This is a genomic window from Tersicoccus mangrovi, assembly GCF_036881825.1.
GTDB classification, from domain to species: domain Bacteria; phylum Actinomycetota; class Actinomycetes; order Actinomycetales; family Micrococcaceae; genus Tersicoccus; species Tersicoccus mangrovi.
Genome location: NZ_JBAJMW010000006.1, coordinates 239,690 through 262,563, shown reverse-complemented (window position 1 = coordinate 262,563; position 22,874 = coordinate 239,690). Strand labels below are relative to the sequence as shown.

33 protein-coding genes are annotated in these 22,874 nt (G+C 70.8%); 10 read left to right on the top strand and 23 right to left on the bottom strand.

All coding sequences use genetic code 11. The features are described from left to right. Nucleotides 1-183 precede the first annotated feature (183 nt). From V6N00_RS13970 to V6N00_RS13920, 11 genes are all read right to left on the bottom strand, one after another. Entirely contained in the window at nucleotides 184-690 is a 507-nt protein-coding gene (locus V6N00_RS13970) for a hypothetical protein (protein WP_334233154.1), read from the bottom strand. Then, nucleotides 687-1,586: an ATP-grasp domain-containing protein gene (locus V6N00_RS13965; RefSeq protein ID WP_334233152.1), complete on the bottom strand. Its 900-nt coding sequence runs from the start codon at nucleotides 1,584-1,586 to the stop codon at nucleotides 687-689. Before V6N00_RS13965 ends, V6N00_RS13970 begins: the two co-directional genes overlap by 4 nt. Continuing rightward, nucleotides 1,583-1,891, bottom strand: a complete 309-nt coding sequence (locus V6N00_RS13960; RefSeq protein WP_334233150.1) for a hypothetical protein — start codon at nucleotides 1,889-1,891, stop codon at nucleotides 1,583-1,585. Before V6N00_RS13960 ends, V6N00_RS13965 begins: the two co-directional genes overlap by 4 nt. 55 nt (nucleotides 1,892-1,946) lie before the next feature. Then, nucleotides 1,947-2,390: a hypothetical protein gene (locus tag V6N00_RS13955; protein WP_334233148.1), complete on the bottom strand. Its 444-nt coding sequence runs from the start codon at nucleotides 2,388-2,390 to the stop codon at nucleotides 1,947-1,949. Continuing rightward, nucleotides 2,387-2,653, bottom strand: a complete 267-nt coding sequence (locus tag V6N00_RS13950; RefSeq protein WP_334233145.1) for a hypothetical protein — start codon at nucleotides 2,651-2,653, stop codon at nucleotides 2,387-2,389. The genes V6N00_RS13955 and V6N00_RS13950 overlap by 4 nt, the downstream gene beginning before the upstream one ends. Next, nucleotides 2,650-3,150: a hypothetical protein gene (locus V6N00_RS13945; RefSeq protein WP_334233143.1), complete on the bottom strand. Its 501-nt coding sequence runs from the start codon at nucleotides 3,148-3,150 to the stop codon at nucleotides 2,650-2,652. The genes V6N00_RS13950 and V6N00_RS13945 overlap by 4 nt, the downstream gene beginning before the upstream one ends. 34 nt (nucleotides 3,151-3,184) lie before the next feature. Further along, nucleotides 3,185-3,919 (bottom strand): hypothetical protein, encoded by a 735-nt coding sequence (locus V6N00_RS13940; RefSeq protein ID WP_334233141.1) that lies wholly within the window; start codon nucleotides 3,917-3,919, stop codon nucleotides 3,185-3,187. Nucleotides 3,920-3,984: 65 nt separating this feature from the next. Further along, complete coding sequence (locus V6N00_RS13935) at nucleotides 3,985-4,275, bottom strand: hypothetical protein (protein WP_334233140.1); 291 nt, start codon at nucleotides 4,273-4,275, stop codon at nucleotides 3,985-3,987. Between the two features lie 109 nt (nucleotides 4,276-4,384). Next, nucleotides 4,385-4,747, bottom strand: coding sequence for a hypothetical protein (locus V6N00_RS13930; RefSeq protein ID WP_334233139.1), 363 nt, complete (start codon nucleotides 4,745-4,747; stop codon nucleotides 4,385-4,387). A 40-nt stretch (nucleotides 4,748-4,787) separates the two neighbouring features. Beyond that, entirely contained in the window at nucleotides 4,788-5,750 is a 963-nt protein-coding gene (locus V6N00_RS13925) for a hypothetical protein (protein WP_334233138.1), read from the bottom strand. A gap of 60 nt (nucleotides 5,751-5,810) precedes the next feature. Beyond that, nucleotides 5,811-6,803, bottom strand: coding sequence for a hypothetical protein (locus V6N00_RS13920; protein WP_334233136.1), 993 nt, complete (start codon nucleotides 6,801-6,803; stop codon nucleotides 5,811-5,813). A 413-nt stretch (nucleotides 6,804-7,216) separates the two neighbouring features. Here V6N00_RS13920 and V6N00_RS13915 point away from each other — a divergent pair, with 413 nt between their 5' ends. Next, a complete protein-coding gene (locus tag V6N00_RS13915; protein WP_334233135.1) occupies nucleotides 7,217-7,963 on the top strand; it encodes an MBL fold metallo-hydrolase in 747 nt (248 codons plus the stop codon). Between the two features lie 126 nt (nucleotides 7,964-8,089). After that, entirely contained in the window at nucleotides 8,090-8,386 is a 297-nt protein-coding gene (locus V6N00_RS13910; RefSeq protein WP_334233133.1) for a hypothetical protein, read from the top strand. Between the two features lie 109 nt (nucleotides 8,387-8,495). On the opposite strand, the gene V6N00_RS13905 is transcribed toward V6N00_RS13910, so the two are convergent. Further along, complete coding sequence (locus V6N00_RS13905) at nucleotides 8,496-8,672, bottom strand: hypothetical protein (protein WP_334233131.1); 177 nt, start codon at nucleotides 8,670-8,672, stop codon at nucleotides 8,496-8,498. 69 nt (nucleotides 8,673-8,741) lie between these two features. Here V6N00_RS13905 and V6N00_RS13900 point away from each other — a divergent pair, with 69 nt between their 5' ends. Then, nucleotides 8,742-9,548: a hypothetical protein gene (locus V6N00_RS13900; protein ID WP_334233129.1), complete on the top strand. Its 807-nt coding sequence runs from the start codon at nucleotides 8,742-8,744 to the stop codon at nucleotides 9,546-9,548. Nucleotides 9,549-9,561: 13 nt separating this feature from the next. Here V6N00_RS13900 and V6N00_RS13895 read toward each other — a convergent pair whose 3' ends face one another. Both V6N00_RS13895 and V6N00_RS13890 read right to left on the bottom strand, forming a co-directional pair. Next, nucleotides 9,562-9,834 (bottom strand): hypothetical protein, encoded by a 273-nt coding sequence (locus tag V6N00_RS13895; RefSeq protein WP_334233127.1) that lies wholly within the window; start codon nucleotides 9,832-9,834, stop codon nucleotides 9,562-9,564. 45 nt (nucleotides 9,835-9,879) lie between these two features. Then, the gene (locus V6N00_RS13890) at nucleotides 9,880-10,548 is read right to left on the bottom strand and encodes a hypothetical protein (protein ID WP_334233126.1); all 669 of its coding nucleotides are present in this window, start codon (nucleotides 10,546-10,548) and stop codon (nucleotides 9,880-9,882) included. 116 nt (nucleotides 10,549-10,664) lie between these two features. On the opposite strand from V6N00_RS13890, the gene V6N00_RS13885 reads away from it, so the two are divergent. Genes V6N00_RS13885 through V6N00_RS13865 form a run of 5 tightly spaced genes read left to right on the top strand, consistent with a single transcriptional unit; the run spans nucleotide 10,665 to nucleotide 15,743 of the window. Continuing rightward, nucleotides 10,665-12,452: a nucleotide-binding protein gene (locus V6N00_RS13885; RefSeq protein ID WP_334233123.1), complete on the top strand. Its 1,788-nt coding sequence runs from the start codon at nucleotides 10,665-10,667 to the stop codon at nucleotides 12,450-12,452. After that, on the top strand, nucleotides 12,452-13,480 hold the full coding sequence (locus V6N00_RS13880; RefSeq protein ID WP_334233121.1) for a hypothetical protein: 1,029 nt from the start codon (nucleotides 12,452-12,454) through the stop codon (nucleotides 13,478-13,480). The genes V6N00_RS13885 and V6N00_RS13880 overlap by 1 nt, the downstream gene beginning before the upstream one ends. Further along, nucleotides 13,477-13,881 carry a hypothetical protein gene (locus tag V6N00_RS13875; protein ID WP_334233120.1) on the top strand — a complete coding sequence of 135 codons (405 nt, stop codon included), beginning with the start codon at nucleotides 13,477-13,479 and terminating at the stop codon, nucleotides 13,879-13,881. The genes V6N00_RS13880 and V6N00_RS13875 overlap by 4 nt, the downstream gene beginning before the upstream one ends. Next, nucleotides 13,874-14,719: a hypothetical protein gene (locus V6N00_RS13870; RefSeq protein WP_334233119.1), complete on the top strand. Its 846-nt coding sequence runs from the start codon at nucleotides 13,874-13,876 to the stop codon at nucleotides 14,717-14,719. The genes V6N00_RS13875 and V6N00_RS13870 overlap by 8 nt, the downstream gene beginning before the upstream one ends. 25 nt (nucleotides 14,720-14,744) lie before the next feature. Then, nucleotides 14,745-15,743, top strand: coding sequence for an ATP-dependent DNA ligase (locus tag V6N00_RS13865; RefSeq protein ID WP_334233118.1), 999 nt, complete (start codon nucleotides 14,745-14,747; stop codon nucleotides 15,741-15,743). Between the two features lie 10 nt (nucleotides 15,744-15,753). On the opposite strand, the gene V6N00_RS13860 is transcribed toward V6N00_RS13865, so the two are convergent. Continuing rightward, a complete protein-coding gene (locus V6N00_RS13860) occupies nucleotides 15,754-16,032 on the bottom strand; it encodes a hypothetical protein (protein WP_334233116.1) in 279 nt (92 codons plus the stop codon). Between the two features lie 185 nt (nucleotides 16,033-16,217). Between V6N00_RS13860 and V6N00_RS13855 the strand changes: the two genes are divergently transcribed. Beyond that, complete coding sequence (locus V6N00_RS13855) at nucleotides 16,218-16,418, top strand: helix-turn-helix transcriptional regulator (protein ID WP_334233113.1); 201 nt, start codon at nucleotides 16,218-16,220, stop codon at nucleotides 16,416-16,418. Further along, entirely contained in the window at nucleotides 16,415-16,675 is a 261-nt protein-coding gene (locus tag V6N00_RS13850) for a hypothetical protein (protein ID WP_334233111.1), read from the top strand. The genes V6N00_RS13855 and V6N00_RS13850 overlap by 4 nt, the downstream gene beginning before the upstream one ends. Nucleotides 16,676-16,744: 69 nt before the next feature. Here V6N00_RS13850 and V6N00_RS13845 read toward each other — a convergent pair whose 3' ends face one another. The 8 genes from V6N00_RS13845 to V6N00_RS13810 form a co-directional block, all read right to left on the bottom strand. After that, nucleotides 16,745-16,879 carry a hypothetical protein gene (locus V6N00_RS13845; protein WP_334233110.1) on the bottom strand — a complete coding sequence of 45 codons (135 nt, stop codon included), beginning with the start codon at nucleotides 16,877-16,879 and terminating at the stop codon, nucleotides 16,745-16,747. Between the two features lie 38 nt (nucleotides 16,880-16,917). Beyond that, on the bottom strand, nucleotides 16,918-17,205 hold the full coding sequence (locus V6N00_RS13840; protein ID WP_334233109.1) for a hypothetical protein: 288 nt from the start codon (nucleotides 17,203-17,205) through the stop codon (nucleotides 16,918-16,920). An 88-nt stretch (nucleotides 17,206-17,293) separates the two neighbouring features. Further along, nucleotides 17,294-19,096, bottom strand: coding sequence for a hypothetical protein (locus tag V6N00_RS13835; protein ID WP_334233107.1), 1,803 nt, complete (start codon nucleotides 19,094-19,096; stop codon nucleotides 17,294-17,296). A 124-nt stretch (nucleotides 19,097-19,220) separates the two neighbouring features. Beyond that, a complete protein-coding gene (locus V6N00_RS13830) occupies nucleotides 19,221-19,865 on the bottom strand; it encodes a helix-turn-helix domain-containing protein (RefSeq protein ID WP_334233105.1) in 645 nt (214 codons plus the stop codon). Nucleotides 19,866-19,930: 65 nt separating this feature from the next. After that, entirely contained in the window at nucleotides 19,931-20,431 is a 501-nt protein-coding gene (locus tag V6N00_RS13825) for a GatB/YqeY domain-containing protein (RefSeq protein WP_334233103.1), read from the bottom strand. Between the two features lie 88 nt (nucleotides 20,432-20,519). After that, the gene (locus tag V6N00_RS13820; RefSeq protein WP_334233101.1) at nucleotides 20,520-21,179 is read right to left on the bottom strand and encodes an NUDIX domain-containing protein; all 660 of its coding nucleotides are present in this window, start codon (nucleotides 21,177-21,179) and stop codon (nucleotides 20,520-20,522) included. Beyond that, complete coding sequence (locus V6N00_RS13815; protein ID WP_334233099.1) at nucleotides 21,179-21,346, bottom strand: hypothetical protein; 168 nt, start codon at nucleotides 21,344-21,346, stop codon at nucleotides 21,179-21,181. The genes V6N00_RS13820 and V6N00_RS13815 overlap by 1 nt, the downstream gene beginning before the upstream one ends. A gap of 3 nt (nucleotides 21,347-21,349) precedes the next feature. Next, a complete protein-coding gene (locus tag V6N00_RS13810; protein WP_334233097.1) occupies nucleotides 21,350-22,870 on the bottom strand; it encodes a nicotinate phosphoribosyltransferase in 1,521 nt (506 codons plus the stop codon). Nucleotides 22,871-22,874: the final 4 nt, after the last annotated feature.

Here is a 22,874-nt window from a genome sequence, read left to right as displayed (position 1 = left end):
CAGGACCAAGGGTTCTGGCGGTTGGGATGACGGCAACATTCACCGACAAGCGACGTCAGCATTCACGTGCGTAGCCAAGCGGCTGATTCCACCCGGTGTACTCGGTGCTCACGCTGTGCTCCTTCGAGGCGGTGACGTCGTTCACGGCACCCATGTGTGCGGACGACGCCGCGGCGCGCGCACTCACCGGGTCAGGGAGGCGCGCACGTCGGCCATGATCTCCGCCCAGTCTCCATGCAGCTCGACCTCCTGGTCGCGCCCGATGTACTTGTACCAGCGGACCTGGGTGCCGGTGGGGCGGTGCAGGAAGTTGGCTGCTCTGCTGACCACCTGGGTGCAGTAGGCGCACCGCGGGCCCGGACCGTCCTCGAGGATTGGCCGCGTCCGGTAGTCCAGGCCCAGCCACTCCTCGAAGCTGATCTGCTCGCCTGCCAGGTCTCGGTACAGATCCGCATCCTCCGGGCAGGTGCATCGGACGCACCACGGGCAGTCGTCCTGTTCGCACCAGCAGAAGGGGTGCATCATGAACGTCGCGTTCTCGAACTCGACGCCGTACCCGTAGGTGCCGCCGAGGCCGCCGTAGTGGTTCTCGACGCCGGCTCCGACGAGTGCCTGGGTGAGGGCGCGCAGGTCCGTGGAGATCTGGTCGCTGGACGCGGCGGGGAGCACGACGGTGAGCCGTTCGGTCATGAGGTGCTCCTGGTGCTGGTGGGGAAGGGCCGGACGCGGGCGGCGAGGACGGGGTCGGGTCGCCACCGCCAGTCCGGGCGCCCGGCGGGATCCTGGGAGGCGAGGATCGAGCGCACGACGCCGGCCGGGTCGGCGTGGTACGGGTTGGAGGACCAGGAGGCGTTGGGTTCGACCACCGACCAGGCGCCGTTCTCGTCGAGCCCGACGTCGAGCACCCACCCGTCCGGCTGGCCGCACTCGGGCGCACCGGTGGCCCGGTGGCCGTCCTCGAGTGCGTCGACGACCTGCTGGGCGAACCGGACCGCAGACTCGACCGGCGGGGCCTGCTCCGCGGTCTCGAACGCGTCCCAGGTGATCTCGCCACCGGTGCGCGTGCGCAACAAGTAGAAGCTGGCGGCCGTGACCTGCCCGTGGGCGATGAAGCATCGGTACTCGGCGCGGAACACGATCGGGGCGGAGACCAGGACCTGCAGGTCCTCCGCGGCGTCGCCGAACACCTCGCGCAGGCGGGAGGCGAAGGCATCGATGCTCGGGTACACCCGGGCGGGCGCGGATGGGGCCTTGTGCTCGGCGAGCTTGCCGAACACCGGGCCGGGCAACGACGCGGCGGCCAGCCACCGCACGTCGCTGAGTCGGTCGGCGATCACGGTTCGCCGCAGGAATCGGTGCGGGAAGAAGAACGGCCAGTCCGGGCCGAAGGAGGCGAACGGGTGCTCGAGGCCGGTGGCGACCATCCGGGTCGCGTACACGCCGGGGCACCACAGCGCCGTCGCCCCGTCCAGGACGGGCGCGTCCAGCCCGATATCACGGGTCACCGGAACCACGCCGGCGGCGTCCAGGTCGCGGGCCAGCCACGCGGCGGAGGTGACGACGGTGAGCTTCTCGTACCCGCTCACGCCGCCTCCTGCCGATCCGGTCCCGCCTCGTCCGCCGGGGTGGTGACCGGCATGGCCAGGGTTCGCGGGGCGGCCGGTTCCACGGCCGGCAGCTGTGCGGTCAGGGGCAGCTGGGTGCGCGCGTGACGGACGCGGAGCCGGCGGACCGCCCACCGGATGGCGGCGATCACCGAGGGGACCGGGATGGCCACCAGGACGATGACCGTGATGCCGATGGCCAGCCACATCGGGTTCAGGACCGTCGGCATGGGGGAGATGGAGAGCAGACCGGCGATGTCGCGGGCGGGGTGGATGAGCGGGTGCATCAGGGGTTTCCGTTCGAGTTCAGGCGGCGGCCGGTGTGGGCGAGCAGGCTCTCGATCACGGTTCGTCCACAGTCCCGGCCCAGTAGGTGTCGGTGGTCTCCACACCGAGGAAGGCCAGGGCCGTGCGCAGTTCGCTGAGCGCGGCGTCGTAGCCGGTGATCCCGTCGCGGCGCCCTTCGATCGCCACGTTCGGCCGCACCTGCAGGGCCGTCGCCGCGGACGCGGCACGGTCCAGGGCCACCATGACCAGGTCCTCGTCGATGGGGGTGTCCCCGACGCCGAAGCAGTCCTCGCAGTGGGTGTTGAAGGGGTACGGGGAGGCGGAGGCCAGCCACAGGGTGTGCTGGAGCTGGCCGAGCAGGTGTTCCTCGGACCAGTCGCCCTGGTGCCAGTGCCGTTCGAACGCCTCGGACGGGGAGCAGGAGAGCTGCGTGAGGATGTTGGCGAGCCGGTCTACGACCTGGGCGGTGGTGACCACCGTGATCGGGACGCCGCTCATGCCGCCGGCTCCCAGATGGCCGCAGGGTCGTCCAGATCCCAGCGCGGTGCCCGGGAGGGCATGACGGGCATCAGGGTGGTCGGCGTCTCGTCGCGCGCGGGCCGGGCAGCTGCGTCGCGGGCGCGGCGGCGACGCTCCTGGGCCACGTCCAGGTGAGCGAAGGCCAGGATGACGATCACGACGGCCACGAGCAGGACGAGGCCGATGACGAGGCAGCTGGTGTAGAGCTGGGCGAGCAGCTGGACCGGGTCGGTGACCTTCACAGCCCGAGCTCCGCATCAAGGTTGGTCTCCGGGCACAGGTTGGCGGCGGTGACGAACAGGATGTCCTCGTTGGTGGTCGCGCGCAGGGCGACGGCTGCGGCCAGGCCACTGGGGGCGGTGACCGTCAGCTTCACCGGGGAGTCCGGCTGACCGTCCACGGCGAGCCCGCCCTCGAACTCGAACACCCGGTAGGGGTTGTGCACGGCGAGCATGGCCGCCAGGACGGCGAACTCGCCGGAGGCCGCGGTGCGGTCGTTCGCCTGCAGGTGGGCGCCGACCATCGCGTGGATGGCAGTGGAACCCTGGCGGCCGAGGTTGGCCAGAGCGGCGATGCAGGTCGCGTAGGTCGGCCCGGTGACCGTCACGGTCGCCGCCGGGCGGGCAGTGTCGGGGTCCTTGCCGGCGAGGAAGGCGGCCACGGGCAGGTCGATGGTGACGACGGCGGGAGCACCGTCAGCCGGGGGAGCGGTCAGGAAGTCGGGGTCGAGGGTCTTCATGCCGATCATGTGTGCGGCATCGGGGCCCTCTCGCTCAAGCGGCCGCGAGCTGCTCGAGCAACGCGCGCAGTCGGGGTTCGGCGGCCAGGGCCTGCCGGGTGATCTCGGCATACCCGTGCTCGCTGACCATCCCGGCGAGGTCTCGGTTGGTGGTGATCTCCCGGACGAAGGTGCCCGACAGGGGCAGGTACTTGCGGGCCAGTTTGGTGACCATCCGCCGGTTGGCGGGCACGTTGTTGTGGTGCAGGCCCAGGGCGTTGTCGACGTAGTCGGAGAACTTGAGCAGCAGGACGGCCGCGTTGCCGGAGACGGCCTCATCGACGTGGGCGGCGTAGAGCAGGCGCCGCCACTCGGGAGTGATGTCGCGGGGCAGTGCGGGCATCGAGACGGCCTCGACCAGGGAGGCGACCTGGACCCCGTGCACGTCGGCGATCCAGCCCAGGGCCGCGGCGCGCAGCTGGTGGTGCGGCACGGTGGTGGGGGAGTGGCCCAGGAAGTGGGCGGCGATGTGCGGTGCGCAGTCCTCGACGACGTCGTGCAGGATCGCGGCGATGATCACCTCGACATCCCGCACACCCCAGCGGACCAGGCGCAGGGCGTTGCGCAGCGGGTGCTCCACGTACGGGGTGCGGTCCAGGGTGCCGCGGTTGGCGCGGGTCTGGTTCCGGTGCAAGAACGCGGCGTGGTGGGCGGCGACGGCGATCCGGCCGTTGCCGTTCATCCCGACCGTCTCGTCGAGCAGAGCGATGTGCAGGTCAGCGGCGGACATGTCCTTCAGGGGCCTCATACCCCCCGATGTGTGCGGCAGTGGCCCCCTCGCGCACGCGGGGACGGTCAGAGGTCCTTTCCGCAGGCGCCGCAGACGTCGTCCTCGGTGGTCTGGTCCCGGAAGATCACCTTCGGGAAGTCATCCGAGTCGAAGCTCGCCTCGTCCTCGCGGTCGATGCTGAATGCGAACGCCAGCTCCCGCAGGGAGTCCTCGACCGGCTGGCCGGACAGGTCATCCCACCCGTCGAACGCCTCGCCGGGACCGGTGGGCAGGGCGTCGAGCAGGTCCTCGGGGCAGTACTGCTCGGCGCGGAAGGTGTAACCGACGAAGTCGTAGCTGGCGGCGAGAGCGGGCATGGGGTTCTCCTCGAGGAGTCGGGGCGGGGGCACCGGGCAGGGGTCATGTGTGCGGCAGCCGCGCCGGCTCGCGCCCCTTCCCGGTCTCTGCCCTGGCGCGCCACTGGCGTCAAGGAGCCGTCGGTGCGGTCACTGTCCGGGACCGCCCAGCGAGACTCCGGAGACGACGCTTGAGAGCCTTGGTCGCATCGGACCACCAGTCGTCGTCGTCCTGGTAGCCGCGCCAGTCCCGGGCGTAGATGTACGCGCAGGCGGCGTCGACGAGCGCGAACACGGGGCGTCCGTGGGTGGCGTCGGTGATGGCGCTGGCGACGAAGAAGCCGAACAGCACCAGGCAGGTCGGCTTGAGGATGCTGGACAGCACGTATCGACGCCTTGTCCTCCGAACTGACAGGTGCCAGAGCACGTTGAGCATGAAGTACGGGACGAAGACGGCGAAGTAGAGGTCGTTCAGGACCCAGGTCCACTGCATGCGAACCATGTGTGCGGCAGCCCGCCTCTCCTCGCGCCTCTCAGGCGGCGTCGTCCTCGGTGTCCTGCGGGGGCAGCAATTCGGCCTTGGTGGGGCGGGAGGCGAACGCGAACGACGGGTCGTCGTGGCTGGGCTTGAGGGTGGCGTTGAACCGGACCCGGGAGCCGGCCAGGTACTGGTCCCGTCCGCTGTTGCGCACCGCGTCGCGCAGGGTGGCTGGGGCGGTCGACCACACCTCGAAGCCGCGGTCGTCCTTGACCCGCATCTTCATGGTCGAGCCACCGGAGTAGCTGAACGAGTTGTCCACGAATTTGGTGGATATGACGACACCCTCGATGGTGGCCGGGCCGACCGGGGCCGGGGGCCGGGCCGCCCTCTCCGCCTCGCGGGCGGCCTCCCGCTCCAGTTCGGCCCGCTGGGTGGCGTGGTACCGGTCGATCGCCTTGGCCGCGGCCGACATCTGGTCCTCGGAAAGGGGCCCGGCGAACAGCTTGGTCCGGTACTGGTCGACCCAGGCCATGGAGGCGATCTCCCAGTCCTGCAGCAGCGCCAGGGACGGGTGGGCCGCGACGGCGGCAGCCAGGTTCTCGTTGAACCGGTCGACCCGGTCGATGGACTCGTTGGCCCGGCCCACCCGGCGCCGCTCCCGTTCCCGGGCGGAGGAGACCAGGAAGGAGTGCTTCCCGGTGCCCATGCACCCGAAGCAGCCGGTGTCGACCGCCCCGACGGCGGGGGTGTAGAAGCTGTGCCCGTATGGGCCGGTGTACAACCCGGTCCCAGCGCACTTGCCGCAGTCCTCGACGATCCGCTCCGAGCCCTTCCGGTCCGGGTACGGGTCGCGGTAGACCGCACGCACCGGCTCCGCGCCGGCGGGCGGCTCGGTGACCGGCTCCGGGCCAGGTACGGCGCCGAGGGCGATGTCCGGTTCGGCGTGTTCGGTGGACCGGAACTGGCCCCCGGTGGACGCGGCGGCACCGGCGGGCTGGCGGGACTGGCTGCTCATGACCCCCATGTGTGCGGCAGTCGCCGCGCACGCTCCTCGGCCACCGCACCGACGGTGATGTCAGGCGGGCGAGAGTGCCTTCACGTCAGCGCCGGGAACGTCGTCAAACGTCGCCTTCGCCAGGCTGACGATCACATACCGGCTGGGGGTGCCGTCGGTGTGCCCGTTGGAGGCCGTCACGTTGACGGCCCGGTACTGCCCGTCCCGGCACAGCCAGCGGATCATGAGCGGCTCGTCGGTGCGGTTGCCTTCCACGCACATCGTGGAGAACGCGGTGAAGTCGTCCGGGTGAACGGTGTTGGGCAGGTACCCGAAACGCGGAAGCAGCAACCGGGTGGTGCCCCAGTTGCTCGACGTGGAGAAGGTCTGCCAGTACGAGGTGTCCACCATCAGCAGAACCTGGTCGCGGGTGAGGGCGAATGCGGCGCTGATCAGGGCCGCGGTGTCCAGCTCGGCGTCGGCCAGCGGTGCCGGCTGGAGAGACGAGATCTCCCGGGTCAGGCTGCGTAACCACTTCACGCTGGTGTCCGGCTCGTCGATGATCTTCCCCCACGCCTCCAGCTGGCGTGAGCCCGGGCTGTCGGTGCCGATCCCGGTGAAGATCCGGTAGCTGATCGTGGTCCGTTGTTCGCCGGGACGGGCGATGTTGCCGTCGATGAGCAGCTTCATCCGAATCCGGTCCTCCGGGGCGACCAGCGTATTCAACCACTGGGCCATGTCCCCGGTGGCCGATCCTCGCCCGGCTGGGACCACCCCGTAGAGGCGGTAGACGTTGTCGTCCCACACGGTCTCGATCCGGCGTCCCTGATCGTAGATCGCCCACTCGAGGGCGCCCACCACCGGCTTCTCCGGCAGCTCCCTGGGCGGCTCGGTGTAGATGGCGAGCACCCCGATGATGGTCCGGGTGATGGGGGAGCGGATCGGTTCGCAGTAGACCCGCCACTGTTCGCCACCGAACTCGACGACGTCATCGACCTGTACCCCATCCTGGGCGGCTCGGTGGATGCGGTCGATGGCGATGTGCCGGCCCGCCAGGTCCAGGTTCTTGCGCATGCTCGCACCTGAGTGGTTGATCTCGCCGACGCTGAGAAGTGCGAGTCGGTGCGGGATCGTCGCGTCAACCAGGATCCATTGGTCGCTCGTCCGCGTGGTCTCCGCCGTCAAAGTCGTCATAGCTGGGCCCCTCCAGAAACCCACTCAAGGGTAGCCGGACGGAGCCCTCGCCAGACCCGCGACGCGGGGTACGCGACACACGGGGTACCAGACACGCCGGAGCTAGTTGCTCACAGCGAATCCACGTGTTTGAATCTTCAAGCAGCGTCCCGGGCGGATGCCTCAACCGCTGCCTCTTCCAGCTCGATCTTCCATTGAGCCCCGCAGGGCGGATGCCCCGAAGGCTGCCTTCATTTCCCCCGTTCGCCGCCCGTCACAACCGGCCGGCATCCGGGCATGCTCGAGGACAGCCCATGGCATCACCACGATCACCCCTGCCTACCGAGGTCGCACCGGACGTCTTCTTCGTCCGCGGCCCAGCCGCCAACTGGATCATCCTTCGCGACGGCTTCGACTTCACGCTCATCGACGCCGGCTACCCGGCCGACACGCCCGCCGTCCTGTCCAGCATCCGTTCCCTTGGACTGGACCCGGCCCACGCCGAAGCCGTCGTCCTCACGCACGGCCACGTCGACCACACGGGTGCAGCACGGCACCTCTCCGCAGAACACGGCACCCCCGTGCTGGCCTCCGCCGACGAACGCCCCGCCGTGCGCGGGGAGGTCCAATATCAGGTCACCGTCCCGCAGCTGCTGCCGCACCTGTGGCAGCCCCGTGCCCTGCGCTGGATCGCCCACGCCGTCAAGGCCGGCGGACTGACCCCGAACGCGATCACCACCGACGCCGAGGCCTCGGTCTCCCGGTTGGTGGACCTCCCTGGCGCACCAGCGCCCATCCCGACTCCCGGGCACACGCCCGGGCACACCGCGTACCGGCTCGCCGGCGGTGCGGTGGCCACCGGGGACGCGGTCATCACCGCCCACCCCCTCAACCACGGGACCCGGGTCCAGCAGATCCACCCCGTCTTCGACCACGACCACGCCGAGGCAACCCGCTCTCTGGGGGAGCTGACCGCCCTCGGCAACGTCACGGTCCTGCCCGGTCATGGGCCCTTCCTGGTCGCGCACCCTCTCGTGGTCGCCACCAGTACGGCGCCCTGAGCCACCCCCGCCCACCGCATCCTTCGAAGCGCCCACGCTTCCAGGGCGCGGCGCGCACCCTCGGCCCGCCCTATGGGCCTGAACCTCATCACCGCATTGGTCTCACCCTGCAAGGACTCATCCACTATGGCTATCAGCTCTGCCTGCCTGACCGAACTCGTCTGCAATGGAACCGTCGACGAGCCGTGCCCCACGAACGCCCGCATCGTCGTCAACGCCCCCTCGACCCTGGCCCGGGCGCGTGCCCAGTACGAGGGCTGGGTGACCACCACCGCGATCGCGTGCCCGCGGTGCATCCGGTTCGGCAATGCCGCGCCGGTGGGCCGGACCCGCCCGGCCGCGATGCCGCCGGTCCTGCCGGCGGCCATGCTGATGACCGCGCCGATGCCCGTGCTGGCCCGCGCACCCTTGCAGGCGGCCTGACCGGTCTCCCGGGCAGCGCGAAGACTCCGCCGCACCCTTCCGGGGGGAAGCGGTGCGGCGGTTCGTGGCGGTGACGGTTGCGCGTCTTCTCTCTGGGGGGAGAGGACGCTCAGGCCGCCTCCGCCATCTCCGGGGTGTCCTCGACATCCTGCGCGTAGGCGATCGCCTCGAAGTCCTCGACGGTCTCAGCGAGGGCAACGGGGCGGTCGCCGTGCGCGTCGGCGGTCAAGATGGCCGTGCCGAGCTCGAGCTCGAGCTCGATGATGTTCTGATACATAATCACCATGTGTGCGGCACCGTCGGTGTCCGTACCGGGTGGACGACTCTTCCCCCGCGCCACAAGCCAAGGAGGCTCATGAACGGCTGGCAGATCTTCGGGATCATCGTGCTTGTCATCGTCGTACTGATTGCGGGGTTGATCGGCTACGCCTACCTCGATGACCAGAAGCGCAAGCGGCGCGAGGCTTTGCTCAGCCCTACCGACCTTGCCCGGTGGAAGGCGTACCGCGCGTACGCGATCAAGACCGTCAACGCGGTGACCGACAGCAAGACCGACCGAGAGGTCCTCGAGAGGAAGCTGGCCGAGGCGCGCGGCCTCATCCCGGCAGCCAGTGCGATCACGTCAGGCGGAACGGTGCGGGTGTTCCCGAGCCACGTGGTCATCGACGGTGTCGAGCACCCGCTGACACCGGCCTTCTCCGCCGCGGTGGACGGAGACGGCGCGGTCGCTGTCAAGTCCCGGACCACGGCCACACGGGTCATCACCGGCGCTGTGGTCGCCGGACCGGCCGGGGCGATCGTGGGCGCGGTGGCGAAGAAGAACCAGGTGGTGGATTCGCGCACGACCTATTTGACCATTAGCGACGGGCAGAAGGTCATGGTCTTGGTGGGCGGTGCCCAGTCGGGTCAGGCCCTGCGGCACGTAGCCGCAACCATCAACACGCTCGCACCCAACAGTGCTGACCGCTGGGTGCAGCGGTCCGCGCGGATCGCCGAGGTGGAGCAGCAGTTGGCCGCCTTCGACCAGAGCGCCGGATCCCCCAACGCGGCCAAGCAGCAGTACCAGCAGCTCAAGGGCGCCAAGCTGATCCTCAACCGGGACGGCACCCTGACCTACACCGGTGCGCCGGGTGCCGAGCCGTGGATGGCCGGCCCCCGCTGAGTCGAGGAGGGGGTCAGCAGGCGCCCATGAGGCCGGCGCCCACCGCGGTGATCGGGATGCCGGCCGTTTCGCATAACGGCTCGAGCCGGTCCGATGCCAGGTAGGCGTGGACCACCCGGTGCCGGCGCAGCAACCCGGCCACCGGGCCACGGGCACGGCCCAGGTGCAACACCCGGCGCCCCATCAGCGTCTCGATCTGCAGCAGGGCCGCCAGGCGTGAACCGGGAGCGGGCACGTCGGTGATCACCGCCTCGGCGCGGGTGTCGGCCGGGCATGAAGAGTCCATGGCCCGCATGTGTGCGGCACCGGTCGCCGGCGGCGACGCCGCGTCTCAGGCGAACTGGCGGTAGGTGCCCTCGGGGATCTTCGAACCCTCCAGGGCGCGGGCCGCACGCGCTTCGTCCCAGTGCGCCCCCGAGATCATCTTCTCCGCCCTGCCCGTCCACGCCGTCCCGGAGACCGGGATGAACGTGTCCTCCTTGCCGGTGAACAGCCGGCGCCGGTACATCGCCCACGTGAGCGCTTCGGCGAACAGGGTGAAAACCGCCTCGGCCCGGTCCTGGGGTAGCGGCACGTCGGTGATCAGGTGAGCCTCGCACCAGGCCAGAACCGGCTCCCATCCGGTGGCCGCCAGGGCCATCAGGACGGTCGACCCGGCCGGCAGCTCGTGCCGCAGCGGGGCCAGACCCAGATCCGCGCGCAGGTCGGGCACCTCCGGGGGCACCAGGTCCGTCCCGTCGGTCCACGTCCCGAACGGGGACCCGTCTGGGTGCAGGGCACGGTCGTTCTCGACGGTCAGGTTCCGCCACGGGTCCTCTGGGTCCAGGGACCGGATCAGGTCGGCGAGGTAGCCGGCGCCCCAGGCGCAGAACCACTGCGGGTTCGTTGCGATGAGGGCGCGCAGGTGATCTTCGATGTCTGTGCGGTCCGCGGTGGACACGAGCGGCTCGCTCAACGCCACGACCCACCGACCCACCCACTGCACGAGCGGTTCGATCATGGTCGGGGGATTCCTTCGGGTCGGGGCAAGGGCGGGCTGACTGGCACAAAGGATACCGGGTCACCCCCGGAAGGCGGAGATGACACCTGTCGCGGGGCGGGACGCATATACCTACCGTGACCACTTCTTCTTCCTCACGCAAAGCGCCGCACCTGGGCGTCCTGGAGTTGCCGGAGTTGACCCCGGTGCTCGAGGCGGCCGGCATCACCGTCATCACCGGCCCGAAGTTCCGGGACGCGGCGCTGGCCGTCAAGGCCGCCATGGCCACCCACGGGGCGTTCCCGCTCATCGTCGGCGACGTCCCCACCAACGGCCTGGCTACCTGGGTGCGCGCCGTCTACGACCACGCCGCCCGCAGCAACCAGACGATCCCGGTCGCCGTGGTCCGCAACCAGGCCCTGCCCATCGTCGCCGGGGACCACGTCACCGACCTGCCGACCCGCTTCACCGTCGACGAGCTGCTCACCGTCCTGGGCCTGGACCCGATCGGCGGGCACGCCGGCGCCCTGACCTACCCGGCCGCGGCCGAGGAGCCGGTCGGGCTGGAACTGCCGGACGTCTTCGATGAACTCGAGCCGCAGCCTGTCCCGGTCCCGGCGGCCGTGGACCCGTTCGCCTTCGACGAGGCCGGAGAGGACACGCCCGCCGCCGCCGCGCCCGCACCGGTGCCCGAGTTCGAGATCGTCGATGACTGGGCCGAACCGTCCCCGGCCCTGCCCACGCCCGCAGCGTCCGCGCCAGTCGCGCCGGTCGAGCCGACCCGCGACCAGATGTTCGACCTGATCCGCGCCGGCGAGGTCACCCCTGACGAGGCCGCCGCCCACCACGTTCGCACCCGCGTCGCCACGGCCGAAACGGCCCCCACACCCGCCCCGCCGACCGCCTTCACCCCCGCACCGGCGGCCACGACCGCCCCGACGGCCGCGAACCTGGGCCTGGGCATCGACACCGACGTCACCGACCTGTTCGACGAGATGGCAGCCGCGCAGGAGGCCGGCACCGGCCGGTCCGAGTACGGGGACGCCGCCGTCATCTTCGCCGTGGCCGGCAAGGGCGGGGTCGGCAAGACCACCTTCTCCCAGCAGCTGGCCCAGGCGGCCGCCGAGAAGGGCCTGCGGGTCATCCTCATCGACGGCAACCTCGGTCAGGGCGACCAGCGGACCTTCCTGCGGATCCAGAAGACCACCCTGCCCACCATCTACGACGCGGCCCTGGGCCCCATCGACCGGGTCATCCTCTCCCCGCGGGTCATCAACGAACACCGCAGCCCGGACATGGGCGAGGTCGCCTTCGCCTTCGTCGGGGCCCCCACCGACACCATCAACGACGCGACCCTGGTCACCCCGATGCTCTACCGCAAGGTCATCGAGCACTCCCGGCGCCGGGCCGACCTGGTCGTCGTGGACACCCAGATCATCGAGAACATCGACCAGACCGGGTTCCTCTCCCACGTCATCCTCCCGGGCCTGCTCCAGCCCGGCGGGTGGGTGCTCGGGCTGACCGAGATGTCCAACGCCGGGGCTAACAACCTGCTGGACCGGCTCAAGCGCCTGGTCGCCGACGGGGTGCCCGCCGACCGGGTCATGGTCGCCGTCAACGCCGTCGACCCCGCGCAGGGGCAGGTCGACAACAGCCTGCGCAAGATGTTCAGCCGGTTCACCTACCTCGGCCTGGCCTGGCAGGACCCGGGCGTGGAGGCGGCCATGAACTCCGGCCGCCTCACCCTGGGCAACCCCGGGATCACCACCATCGTCACTCGTGCCCTGCACCGGGTCACCGGCATGGACCAGTTCGCCACCAGCGGTGACACCGGTCAGGCCCCGACCGCCCCCGGCACCGCCACGACCGGCAAGCGGGCGCGCACCAGCCTGGTTGGGCGCATCTTCGGCAAGAAGGCCGCGTGATGACCGCCATGATCGACGAGCCGTACACCGTGCCGGCCCTGGAGCGGCACCGCCCCCTCGAGGTCCTGTGCCGCCGCCTCGAGCGGATCATCCACGGGCAGGCCGCCGAGGCGCTGCTGGCCGCGGACCTGCCCGAGGCCGCCGGCCTGGTCATCCTGCCGGCCTGGACCTGGGCCGAACCCCTGATCAACGTCGGGCGCAAGGGTGTCGCCCTGGGCGGGGGAGCGGCACTGCTGATGCCCGTGCGCGTGGACTGGGCCAGCGGCCCCCTCGCCCTGGTCACCGACCCGCTCACCCTCACCTACCGGGCCCGCGGCCTGGGCCACAGCCTGGCCGGGCAGACCCGCCTCATCGTGCGCGAGCACACCCTGCCGATCACCTGCCCGGTCACCATCCCGTCCCTGGCCCAGCCCGTCTTCGTCGGTACCACCGGTACCCGGCGCCTGCGCTCCGAGCTCGAACGCCTGGCCCGCGACGGCAAGACCGCCCGCTGGGAACAGGTCGCCGAGATCGAACCGGTCCTGCGGTCCCTGCTGCACAAGGCTCATTCCTTCGTCAGCCACGAGGTCGCCGGCCAGGTCGGGGTCTCCGGCGCCGACGTCCAGCCGGTGCTGGACGAGGTGGGCCTGGACGGGGTGCTGGCGACCATGATGTACGGGGACCAGGACAGCGCCGCCACCTCCCCGGTGCTGCGGCTCATCGACCTGTGCCTGGAACCGGGACGGTTCATGAAGGTCGACCCGTTCAAGTTCATGGCCACCCACCTGCGCCGGGACGCGGAGAAGGCGATCCGTGACCGGCTGGGGGACCCGCACATCGGGCCCAAGATCCGTGAGCTGGCCCGACGGTTCCCCGGCGCCGACGTCGCCACCATCGTCGCCGAGTACCGCAAGGTCTACCCGCAGGACCGGCTCGCCGCCGCCCGCGCCGAGGCCGCCCTCTCCGTCGGCCCCGACGCGATGGCCCGCTGGACCGCCCGGCACCGCGCCCTGGACCCCGTCGGCGGGGATCAGGGGTACGCGGCGTGAGCGGCCGGCCGGCCAACAGCCTGACCACCCTGAACACCGCCCGCCGGGCCGCGGCGACCACCCGCGCGCGGTGGCTGATGGGCGTGCACACCGGCGAGGTGAGCATCCACGACGTCCTGCGCGCCGCCGCGACCACCCGGCACAAGGCACTGCTGAGGGTCTCCCTGCGGCAGCTGCTCATCGCCCAGGTCGGGTGGGGCCCAAAAAGTGCGACCCGGATCCTTTCCCACGTGCAGGCCGTGGCCGATAGTTCATCCACGGTGGCCTCGATGAGTATCGGCTGGCTACTCGATCCGCGAGCAGGCGGACGCCGGTTCGCAGCGTGGGAGGACGCCTTTGCCAGCAAAGACTGCCCCCCGTGGCCCGGCTTCCCCCACGCGAGGAGCACCCGCGATGTCTAGCACCACCCACGACGCGATCGCCCTGATCGCGGCCGCTCCCGCCCACACCCGGGCCCGCCTGGTCAACGACTTCATCGCCGACCGGATGGGCTCCTTCCGGCGCATCGCCAGCGCCCTGTGCCGCAACTTCGGGGTCGCCCCGGGCCAGTACCTCGAGGACTTCTCCCAGATGGTGTGCGTCGAGGCGTACACCATGCTCACCGAGCAGCTGGAGGAGACCGGTACCGGTAGCGAAATCATGAACTTCGAGGGTCTGCTGCACCACCGGGCCCGGCAGGTCGTGCGCACCTACCTGGACACCGACGACGCCCCCGCCACCGAGATGACCTCGATCATGCGCCGCAAGCGCGTGCTGAAGGCCACCCGCGACGAGATGGCCCAGAACCTGGGCCGGGTCCCCACCGACCGGGAAGTCGTCGACGAGCACAACGATCGGATGCACCGCCAGCGGGCCAACCCGGCCAAGCAGGGCGTCCTGGCCTCCGTCAACGACTTCCAGACCTTCCGCACCACCGCCGAGATCGGGGACCACGACTTCAGCCAGCCGATCGACATGGACTGCGTGCTGCACCCCGTGGAGGGCCCGCAGGTGGTCAAGATGATCGTCGAACGCACCCGCCAGTACAGCGAGCAGCTGGGCTGGTGCGCCGAACTGTGGCTGGCCGGGGTCTACGACCGCGGCGAGGATGACGCGCCCCGGTACAACGACAGCCCGAAGGAGATCGCCGAGACCATGGGCGTCACCGCGGCCACCGTGCGCAACTACATCCGCAAGATCAAGGAGCACGCCATGGTCATCGTCGCCGAGGAGTTCGGCATCACCGAGGACACCGTCTAGCCCCCGGCACCGACACAATGGTGAGGTGGAGGACGTCGAGCAGGTCCCGGACGGGCTGACCGGCCCGGTCCCGGTGATGCTCGCCCGGGCCGCCCCCGACCTGCCCGGCCCGACGGCGCTGCCCGGCGGGACCCGGTGGGAGCCGAAGTGGGACGGGTACCGGATGGTCATCACCGTCGAAGCGGACCAGGTGCGGTTGTGGTCGCGGCAGGGCAAGGAGCTGACCGTCGCGTTCCCCGAGCTGGCGGCCACGGCCGCGGCCCAGATCCCGACCGGCTGCGTCCTGGACGGGGAGGCCGTGCGGTGGGCGGGGGAGTCCCTGGACTTCGACGCCTTGCAGCGCCGCCTGACCGGCAGCCCCCGCACCAGCGCCCGGCTCGCCCGCACCGAACCGGCCACCTTCGTCGCCTTCGACCTGCTGGCCGTCGCCGGCCACGACACCCGCGGCCAGCCCTACCGCGCCCGCCGGCAGCTGCTGGAGGCCCTGGCCGGGAAGTGGGCGCCGCCCTTGTCCCTGTGCCCGGCCACCGACGACCTCGAGACGGCCCAGCGGTGGATGGTCGAGATGCCGGCCCACGGGATCGAGGGTGTGGTCGCCAAGGGCGCCGCCCAGCCCTACCGCGGTGGGCGACGGGACTGGATCAAGGTCAAGCACCAGGACACGCTCGAGCTGGTGGCCGGGGCGGTCACCGGCACGCTGACCGCGCCGGGGGAGCTGATCCTGGGCCGGTTCGTCGACGGGGTCCTGCGGATCGTGGGGCGCACCGTGCCGATCGGCCGCGCCCACAGGCCCGGCCTGGTCGCCCAACTGCGGGCGCCGGCGGGGGAGCACCCGTGGCCTGATGTGATCCGCTCGACCGCGCTGGACCGGTTCAACGCCTCCCGGGACAGCACGCCGGTGACCTTGATCGAGCCGATCGTGGTGGAAGTGCTGGCGGACACCGCCACGGTCGGCGGGTCGCTGCGCCACGTCGCCCGGTACGTGCGCACCCGGCCCGAGCTCGACCCGGCCGACGTCGGCTGACCGGGGCCCGTCAGGGGTGGGGTTCGACTGGCGCTGCCGCAGCCGTCTCGGCGGGGGAGCCGAATCGTTGCCGGGCGGCCTGCGCGCCCGTGTCCAGTGCGGCGCCGATGACGGGCCACGAGTCGCCGGCCGCCCGCGCCGCGGCCACCGCGTCGGCCAGTTCGCGTTCGGCGGCCTCCATGCGCTGGCGGGCAGCGATGATCCGGCGTAACGGGGTTGCGTCTCGCGCGCGGTGAATGGCGGGGTTGAAGGCGACCGCGGGGTCATCCTCGTCGTCGACGATGTCCATCGGGCAAGGCTACGGCGACCGCGAGCCTCTGCAGCCGGCAGGATCTTGCCGATCCTGGGCGAACGACCGACGTCACCCTTTCGCCAGCACCTGTCCGGCAGGATCTTGCCGATTCGACCCGACCGGTGCGATGATCGAGGCAAGTCGATGGGAAGCGGCAGGATCCTGCCGAGATTGGGGGACCGGTGGACGACAGCGGCACCATCGGGACGGCAATCCGCGCTGCCCGCAAGGAGGCCCGGATCACGCAGGAGGTCCTCGCCGAGCTGGCCGGCCTCTCGGAGCGCACCGTCCGCAGCATCGAGGCGGGCGCCGGGACCAGCAGCCTCGCCGCCGTCGCCGCAGCTGCGAACGCCGTGGGCCTGCACCTGACCGCCGTCGCGTGAGCGCCGTCCTCGCGGGCTACGGCGACGAGACGATGGCACTGCCGGTGCAGGGCAAGACGCGACGGCTCAAGGCCGGCGACTGGACAGGCCTGGCCGCCGACATCGGCCTGCCGGCCAAGGCCGCCGCCTCGGCGGCCCGCATGGCGTTGTCCGCCGCCCAGCGGGCCAACTTGTCAGCCCTGCCGTTCACCGGCTCGGGACTGCACCGGGTCGAGCGGGAACTGCGAACCCGACGGCTCGAGATCGCGGAGATGTAGCGCCCTCACCGACCCGCCGGTTTACATAAGATAAATTATCGGCGCAGCGTTTCGGCACGACGAACGGGGTCACTTCTCCGTCTCGCCAGCCTCATTCCGGCGGCGTTCGAGCATCTCGCCGACGTCGTACCCGCGCTCAGCCTCATCGGCCCACGCCTGGATCTGCTCATCCGACACCGGTCGCCCGTGCATGGTCCTGTCCACGGGTCCATCCTCGTGCAAGCACGCGCTCGAGGCCAGGATCAGCCCATCCGGCATTCATCCAGTCGCGGGATCGGACGAGGGTCGTGGCGGCGCTGATCCCAGGACTTGATCCAGCCCGGCGGCTCCGTCTCCTCCGAGCTGTCCCACGCGAAGGCGGCCATGAACGCCGCCGGCCCCCTCGGGTAGCACCAGTACCGGTCGTACGTCATCGGCGATCGCTTCGGGGTGAGGACCAGCCGATCGTTGTACAGGGTCGGCATGATCTCGATGAAGTGGGTCTCCGTCTCGCCCACCCGCCAGCCGGTCTCGTCCTCGCGCAAGCTCACGCGCTCGACCAGGCCTGCGGGAAGGCCAGCGGCCCAACACGGCAGCGACGACGTCGCGCCGGCTGCCGGCCTCGCCTCGGTGCCACCGTCAGATCTCCAGGTCGTCGTGCACGCCGACGGTCGCCAGGGTGATGTGCCCGTCGTAGCCGCGCCAGAAGTGCAGGCGTCGAGCGGAGGCCGTCTTGACCTGCAGGCTCACCCGCCACGCGGTGCCCAGCACCGGGTCCTCGATCGTCGGGGCCCCGGCCACGCCGCCGCGCAGGCGGTGCATCTCCCGGCCCGGGAGGCGGTCGGCCAGGCCGGTGAGGATCTCCACGACGACGTCGACGACCTTGGACCGGTCGATGCCCTGCAGGGCCTCCAGGTCCGGCAGGAACCTCTCCCCCAGGTCGAACCCGGCCATGGGGTGCTCGTCCTTGGCCGCGGCCGGGAACCGGTCCACCCAGGCCAGGTACACCTCGTGCCGGAACTGGTGCTGCGGGTCGGTGAAGGCCGGTCCGGTCGGCGCAGCGTCCGCCGATCGTGAGGCGCGTCGGGCGGCCGTCGCCTTGGCCCGCTCCGCGCGCAGCTCCGCCCGCAGCCGGTCATTCTCCCGGCCCACCCGGTCGGCCCGGTCAGCCTCCCGGACGGCGTCGGCGACCGCCTCGTCTCGCTCGTCCTCCAACTCGCGCGTACGCCTCAGCTGCGCGGCGAGGCGGACCTTCAGCCCAGCCACCTGCGGGTCCTGCACCGGGTCCGGGACAACCGCCGCGGCCGACGGTGCGGCCAGCAGGTCATCGATCTCCTCGGAAAGCGTCTGCACTGTGTCGGTGAGGTGGGTGTTCTCCCGTCCCAGGCGTTCGTTCTCGGCCAGCAGCTGCTGGATACGGTCCCGGACGCCCTCCAGATCCTCCAGAAGACCGGGCCCGGCCTCGCCTCGCTCGTCCTGGTGCGGGTCGCGGCTACTGTCGGCAGTCTGTCTCAGGGTGGTGGAGGCCTGTACGTCGGGCGCGGGAGGCTCTGTGGAGGGCGGCCAAGTGATCCACGGCTGCCCGCCCTCCAGCAGCGGCAGTGCCGGGCTCACCTCGTCCGGGTGGGGGTCGGTGACGGTGGAGACGGACCAGCCCTTGCCGTCGGCGCGGCCGACCAGGTCAACCCGGACCGCGATCACCGTGCCCGGCGCTGCTGGCACACGATGTCGCACGGTCAGGCCCGGGAACAACAGGACCGACTTCTCGGAGGCGACCAGCGCCGGGACCGTCATGTTCTCGGTGACGGCGTCGACGACGTCGGCGGCGGTATGCAGCCCGTCCACGTCCATGGTGTTCTCGAAGACGGCTCCAGACACGACCGCCCCCACCGGCAGCACGGAGGACAGGTCGATGCCCGCGTCGGTGGCCGGGACACGCACCTGCACCGTCCGGCCGTCCTGCAGGGTCACCAGCACTCCGTCAGAACCCAGACCTGCGGAGACGACTCCGTGTTCCTGCGGGACCGGCGGCGCGGCGCGTGTGGGGCCGGGCACAGTCGAGGGCCTATAGGCCATCGCCGCGACGTCCTCGCCGATCCGTGCCAGCTTGCCCATCGCCTCGGCGACGCTGAAGGCGAAGTGCAGGGGCGCACGGTGGAGGTCGGCCAGCCAGTCCGCGCCTGGCGGGTAGACCCGGGCCGCTCCCCCGTAGACGTTCGCGTCGGCCGGCATGAGCTCGCCGAAGTCGTACGCGACCGCCCGGGTGGCCAACAGGTAGACCTGTGCGCCCGATCCGACCTCGCGCGCGACCCGCTCCGGGTCGAAGAACGCGACCTCGTCACCGTTCACCGAGACCACCACCACGGCGCGTTCACGCAGTGGGTCCGTCAGAACGGAGGACAGGTCGTCGGCATCCCGCCGGGAGGTCACGGTGCGGTACATGGTCGACAGAGGACGGAACGTCGCTTTCACGGTCAGGGACTCCAGGGGCGGTCGGAACAGGGACTCGTCCCGCATGTGTGCGGCACGCGCCCTCTCCCAGCCGACACCAACGTATCGCGGCCCGTCAGCCCACCAGGCCAGGAAGCGTGTTCACGAGATGCTCAGCGGCCTCGGGCGCGTCGGTCGCGTCTGACCGATGTACGAGTTCCCACAGCACCATCAGGGGGTCGCTGTAGCGACGGGAGTCGAGAATGACCGAGGTGCCCCAGAGGCTTCGATCCTTGGGCACCACCAGCTCGAGGGTTGCGGACGGGGTCAAGTCCGGGACGAAGCCTGCAGAGCTCAGGTCGATCGGCTCTCGCACGTACAGCCGGGCAGTTCGAGGGGTGCGCCATGGCGCATATCGGTCGGCTGCTGTGTCGCCCGAGATCAGCGGGGCCACTCCGAGCGTTGACGCCAACGTGGCCGCCTGCTCCGACTGCACGTTAGGAGCATCCAGTCCGTACCACCACGTCGAGTGTCCACCCGGGCCGCGGTAGGACTGCAGCCACAAGGTGAGCGCGCGGTCACGGTCGGCGAGCTGCCAGCCGCCTGAGCTTCGCGCGACGACCTCCGCCAGCGTCGGCAGGATGCGTGAGACAGACTGCTGGGTGATCTCGAGGCGCTCAGAGAGGGCCCGCTGGGTGACGGGCCCTGGCTCCAGGAGCAAGGCTCGCAGAACCGACCACCGGCTGCTCGGTGGCCGGCCCCGAGTGCCGTCGGTCGACATCCCCATCGCCTCCCCTACAACATAAATGGGCTTGTCACCCCATTATGTTGTACGAGAGGTCGGCGTCAGGCGAGGCGCTTCTTGACGATCTCGCTGATGGTCTTGCCGTCGAAGCGGCCGGCGACCAGGGCCTGGACCGGCTTCATGACCCGGCCCATGTCCCGCACCGTCAGGGCGGTGCCGTCGGCGGTGAGCCCGGCGATCGTCTCCTCGACCAGCGCCTCGACCTCCTCCCGCGTCAGCGGCTTGGGCAGGTAGTTCTCCAGGTACTCAGCCTCGGCGATCTCGGCGTCGGCCCGATCGGGCTGACCGGCCTCCCGGTACGTGGCCGCGGTCTCGCGCCGCTTGGACGCCTCCTTCTGCACCAGCCCGGTCAGGGCCGCCTGGTCGAGGGTGACCGGGGTCTTGCCTGCCTTCTCCCGCGTCTCGATCTCGCCGAGCACGTTGCGGGCGGTGCGCAGCCCGACCCGGTGGGCGTCACGCTGGCCCTCGCTGATGTCGGTGCCGGCGATCGCGCGCATGTGGGTCGGCACGGCCTCCTGCAGCTGCTCCTTGATGGTCTTCATCCTGATCTCCTTCGTCAGTGGGCTCGCGCGTGCGGCGGCCCTGGGGTTCATGTGTGCGGACCGGGCCGCCGGTCAGTGCGGCGTCGCCTCAGTCGGCCCAGGTCCAGGCGCGGGCGGGAGCGCCACGGCCGCCCTTCACCGCAGATCGCGAGCCCTCGGCGGGGATCACCCCGGGCAGGGCGCGCAGGTCTCGCGCCAGGTTCTTCGTGTACGGCACATCCCGGCCGGCCGCGGCGGCCAGATCCGTGACCAGGCGGACAACGTCGGCGGTCGAGAACACCGCCCCGACCAGGGCACGGGTGGTGGGCAGGTCGGTCATCAGCCCGGTGTCCAGCAGAGCGCCGGCGGCCGCGGCGATCATCGTGTCGTGGTCGAAGGGCAGCCCGGTGGGTTCCCCGATCGGCACCACGGCCGCGAGTTCATCGTCGACGGCAGTGTCCGGCCCGAGGACGGCGAGGTGCAGGATGGACAGGGTCGGGCCGCGGGGGTCCCGGTCGAAGTCGTCGAACACCCCGACCTGGCGCAGCACCCGGATGTCGGTGCCCTCGGCCCCGGTCTTGGTGGTCAGGGCCCGGCCGGCGGCCTCGGCGAGCCGCTCGTTGGCCAGCAGCAGCACCCCGGGCAGTGCCTCGCGCCCGGCGAACGGGTCGACGGCACGCCGGGCCAGCACCACGTGCACCGCACCGTCGCGCACCAGCACCGGGACGGTGTCGATGGACACCAGGGGCTGGTGGGGAAGCTCGCTCATCATGTCTCCGATTCTGCCTGCAGGTCCACGATCACCTGCAGCCGGGCGTTGCGCCCGCGCAGATACTCGGACACCGACCGGGGCGGGTGGGACTCGAACTGGGCGAGTTCGGCCTCGGCGGCGGCCAGCCGCTGCCCCACCCCGGTGGTCTCCGGTTCGGTGTCCATCGCTCAGGCGAGGTTGCCCAGGGTGGCGCGGACGTCGGCGAAGGACTGGCGGCGCAGGAACTGCCCGTTCGCCCAGACCGGGGCCAGCAGGCTTGCCTCCTCCTGCTCGGGGGTGGCCCGCTGGATCAGCTCCAGCTCGCCGTCCTCCCCGCGCACCACGGCCAGGCGCCCGGTGGCGGACTTCTTCATGCCGGTGTCGGTGACCGGGTCCTTGAGCAGGTCGTGCCCGACCCCGTCGATCTGGGCCCAGGTGGCCTTGATCGCCGAGGAGAAGGTGTCGCGGGTGACGTACTGGTAGGTGAAGGAGCCGACCCCGAAGACGACGTTGGAGGCGGCGAAGCCGTTGCGCTTGAGCCGGTGGGTGATGTCGGAGGCCCGTTCGATGGTGATCGAGTCCCCGTAGATCAGGCCCACGTGCGGGTCCAGGACCTTGTAGCCGGCCTCGTTGATCGTGCCGCCGAAGACCTCCCACAGCAGCTCGACGGCGCCCTTCTCCGCGGGGGTGCGGGCGTCGGCGGGGCGGTTGTGGTTGGGCCCGCAGATGATGTCGGCCGGGTCCCCGGAGTCGGGGCGGATGACCAGCTTGCCGTCGCGGGCCAGTATGCGCTCCTTCAGGGCCGGCAGGATCCCGGTGAGCACGTTCCACAGGTCGAAGGTGTCCGAGACGACCGAGACGATGCCGGAGGGGTAGGCGTCCAGGATCCGCTCGAAGGTCGCCTGCTCGCTCTCGGCGCTGATGCCCGCGCACATCACCGAGTGCTCGGTGGCCGGCACGGAGCCCAGGACCAGCCCATTCTCGCCCGGGTAGTACCGGTCGACCCAGTCGATGCTGGCCAGGGAGTCCGAGCCGGTGAAGGAGAGCAGGTGCCCGGCCCCGGAGGCGGCCGCCGCGGCGGTGCCGGCCATGCCGCGGAAGGAGAAGTCGTGCAGCTGCCAGTTGATCGACGCGGAGTCCCCGCCGGTGTTCGCGGCTGCCTTCTCGAGGACGGTGCGGTACCGGTCGGCCAGGGTGGCGGTGGTGGAGGGCTGCCAGATGGCCGCGGAGAGGACAGTCTCGATGTAGTTGGTCAGCCAGAAGAACTCCGGGTCGGTGTTCTCCACCGTGAAGGTGGGCACGCGCAGCGGCACGCGGGTGCCCTCGGGCAGGGACCGGAAGATCAGGGGGAGGTAGCCCTTGCGGTGCAGGGCGCGGATGTGGTCGGTGCCGATGCTGTTCGGGCCCAGGATCGAGGCCAGGACGGTCTCGTACTCGGCGACGGCGGTGTCCTCCTCGGCGGCGAAGAACGGGGCGAAGGCCTCGATGCAGTAGGACTGCAGGAAGGCCTGCAGGCCGAAATGGACGACGTGGTGCACCCCGGTGACCCGGGAGGCCCGGTTGGTGTAGTTGGACAGGATGAACTCGGTGCCCGAGGGGTAGAGGTCCTTGTGGCCGAGCTTGTACGCATCCGTCTCGAACAGGGCCGCGGTGATGGCCGGGATGGTGATCGCGGTGGTGACGGCGGGGGCGAGGGCGGTGGTGGTCATGGGG

Coding starts and splice junctions, on each gene's coding strand:
- V6N00_RS13970 (WP_334233154.1), bottom strand. CDS start 690: ATGACCGAACGGCTCACCGTCGTGCTCCCCGCCGCGTCCAGCGACCAG.
- V6N00_RS13960 (WP_334233150.1), bottom strand. CDS start 1,891: ATGCACCCGCTCATCCACCCCGCCCGCGACATCGCCGGTCTGCTCTCC.
- V6N00_RS13955 (WP_334233148.1), bottom strand. CDS start 2,390: ATGAGCGGCGTCCCGATCACGGTGGTCACCACCGCCCAGGTCGTAGAC.
- V6N00_RS13945 (WP_334233143.1), bottom strand. CDS start 3,150: ATGAAGACCCTCGACCCCGACTTCCTGACCGCTCCCCCGGCTGACGGT.
- V6N00_RS13940 (WP_334233141.1), bottom strand. CDS start 3,919: ATGTCCGCCGCTGACCTGCACATCGCTCTGCTCGACGAGACGGTCGGG.
- V6N00_RS13935 (WP_334233140.1), bottom strand. CDS start 4,275: ATGCCCGCTCTCGCCGCCAGCTACGACTTCGTCGGTTACACCTTCCGC.
- V6N00_RS13930 (WP_334233139.1), bottom strand. CDS start 4,747: ATGCAGTGGACCTGGGTCCTGAACGACCTCTACTTCGCCGTCTTCGTC.
- V6N00_RS13925 (WP_334233138.1), bottom strand. CDS start 5,750: ATGAGCAGCCAGTCCCGCCAGCCCGCCGGTGCCGCCGCGTCCACCGGG.
- V6N00_RS13920 (WP_334233136.1), bottom strand. CDS start 6,803: ATGCGCAAGAACCTGGACCTGGCGGGCCGGCACATCGCCATCGACCGC.
- V6N00_RS13915 (WP_334233135.1), top strand. CDS start 7,217: ATGGCATCACCACGATCACCCCTGCCTACCGAGGTCGCACCGGACGTC.
- V6N00_RS13910 (WP_334233133.1), top strand. CDS start 8,090: ATGGCTATCAGCTCTGCCTGCCTGACCGAACTCGTCTGCAATGGAACC.
- V6N00_RS13905 (WP_334233131.1), bottom strand. CDS start 8,672: ATGGTGATTATGTATCAGAACATCATCGAGCTCGAGCTCGAGCTCGGC.
- V6N00_RS13900 (WP_334233129.1), top strand. CDS start 8,742: ATGAACGGCTGGCAGATCTTCGGGATCATCGTGCTTGTCATCGTCGTA.
- V6N00_RS13895 (WP_334233127.1), bottom strand. CDS start 9,834: ATGGACTCTTCATGCCCGGCCGACACCCGCGCCGAGGCGGTGATCACC.
- V6N00_RS13890 (WP_334233126.1), bottom strand. CDS start 10,548: ATGATCGAACCGCTCGTGCAGTGGGTGGGTCGGTGGGTCGTGGCGTTG.
- V6N00_RS13880 (WP_334233121.1), top strand. CDS start 12,452: ATGACCGCCATGATCGACGAGCCGTACACCGTGCCGGCCCTGGAGCGG.
- V6N00_RS13870 (WP_334233119.1), top strand. CDS start 13,874: ATGTCTAGCACCACCCACGACGCGATCGCCCTGATCGCGGCCGCTCCC.
- V6N00_RS13860 (WP_334233116.1), bottom strand. CDS start 16,032: ATGGACATCGTCGACGACGAGGATGACCCCGCGGTCGCCTTCAACCCC.
- V6N00_RS13835 (WP_334233107.1), bottom strand. CDS start 19,096: ATGTACCGCACCGTGACCTCCCGGCGGGATGCCGACGACCTGTCCTCC.
- V6N00_RS13830 (WP_334233105.1), bottom strand. CDS start 19,865: ATGTCGACCGACGGCACTCGGGGCCGGCCACCGAGCAGCCGGTGGTCG.
- V6N00_RS13825 (WP_334233103.1), bottom strand. CDS start 20,431: ATGAAGACCATCAAGGAGCAGCTGCAGGAGGCCGTGCCGACCCACATG.
- V6N00_RS13820 (WP_334233101.1), bottom strand. CDS start 21,179: ATGAGCGAGCTTCCCCACCAGCCCCTGGTGTCCATCGACACCGTCCCG.
- V6N00_RS13815 (WP_334233099.1), bottom strand. CDS start 21,346: ATGGACACCGAACCGGAGACCACCGGGGTGGGGCAGCGGCTGGCCGCC.
- V6N00_RS13810 (WP_334233097.1), bottom strand. CDS start 22,870: ATGACCACCACCGCCCTCGCCCCCGCCGTCACCACCGCGATCACCATC.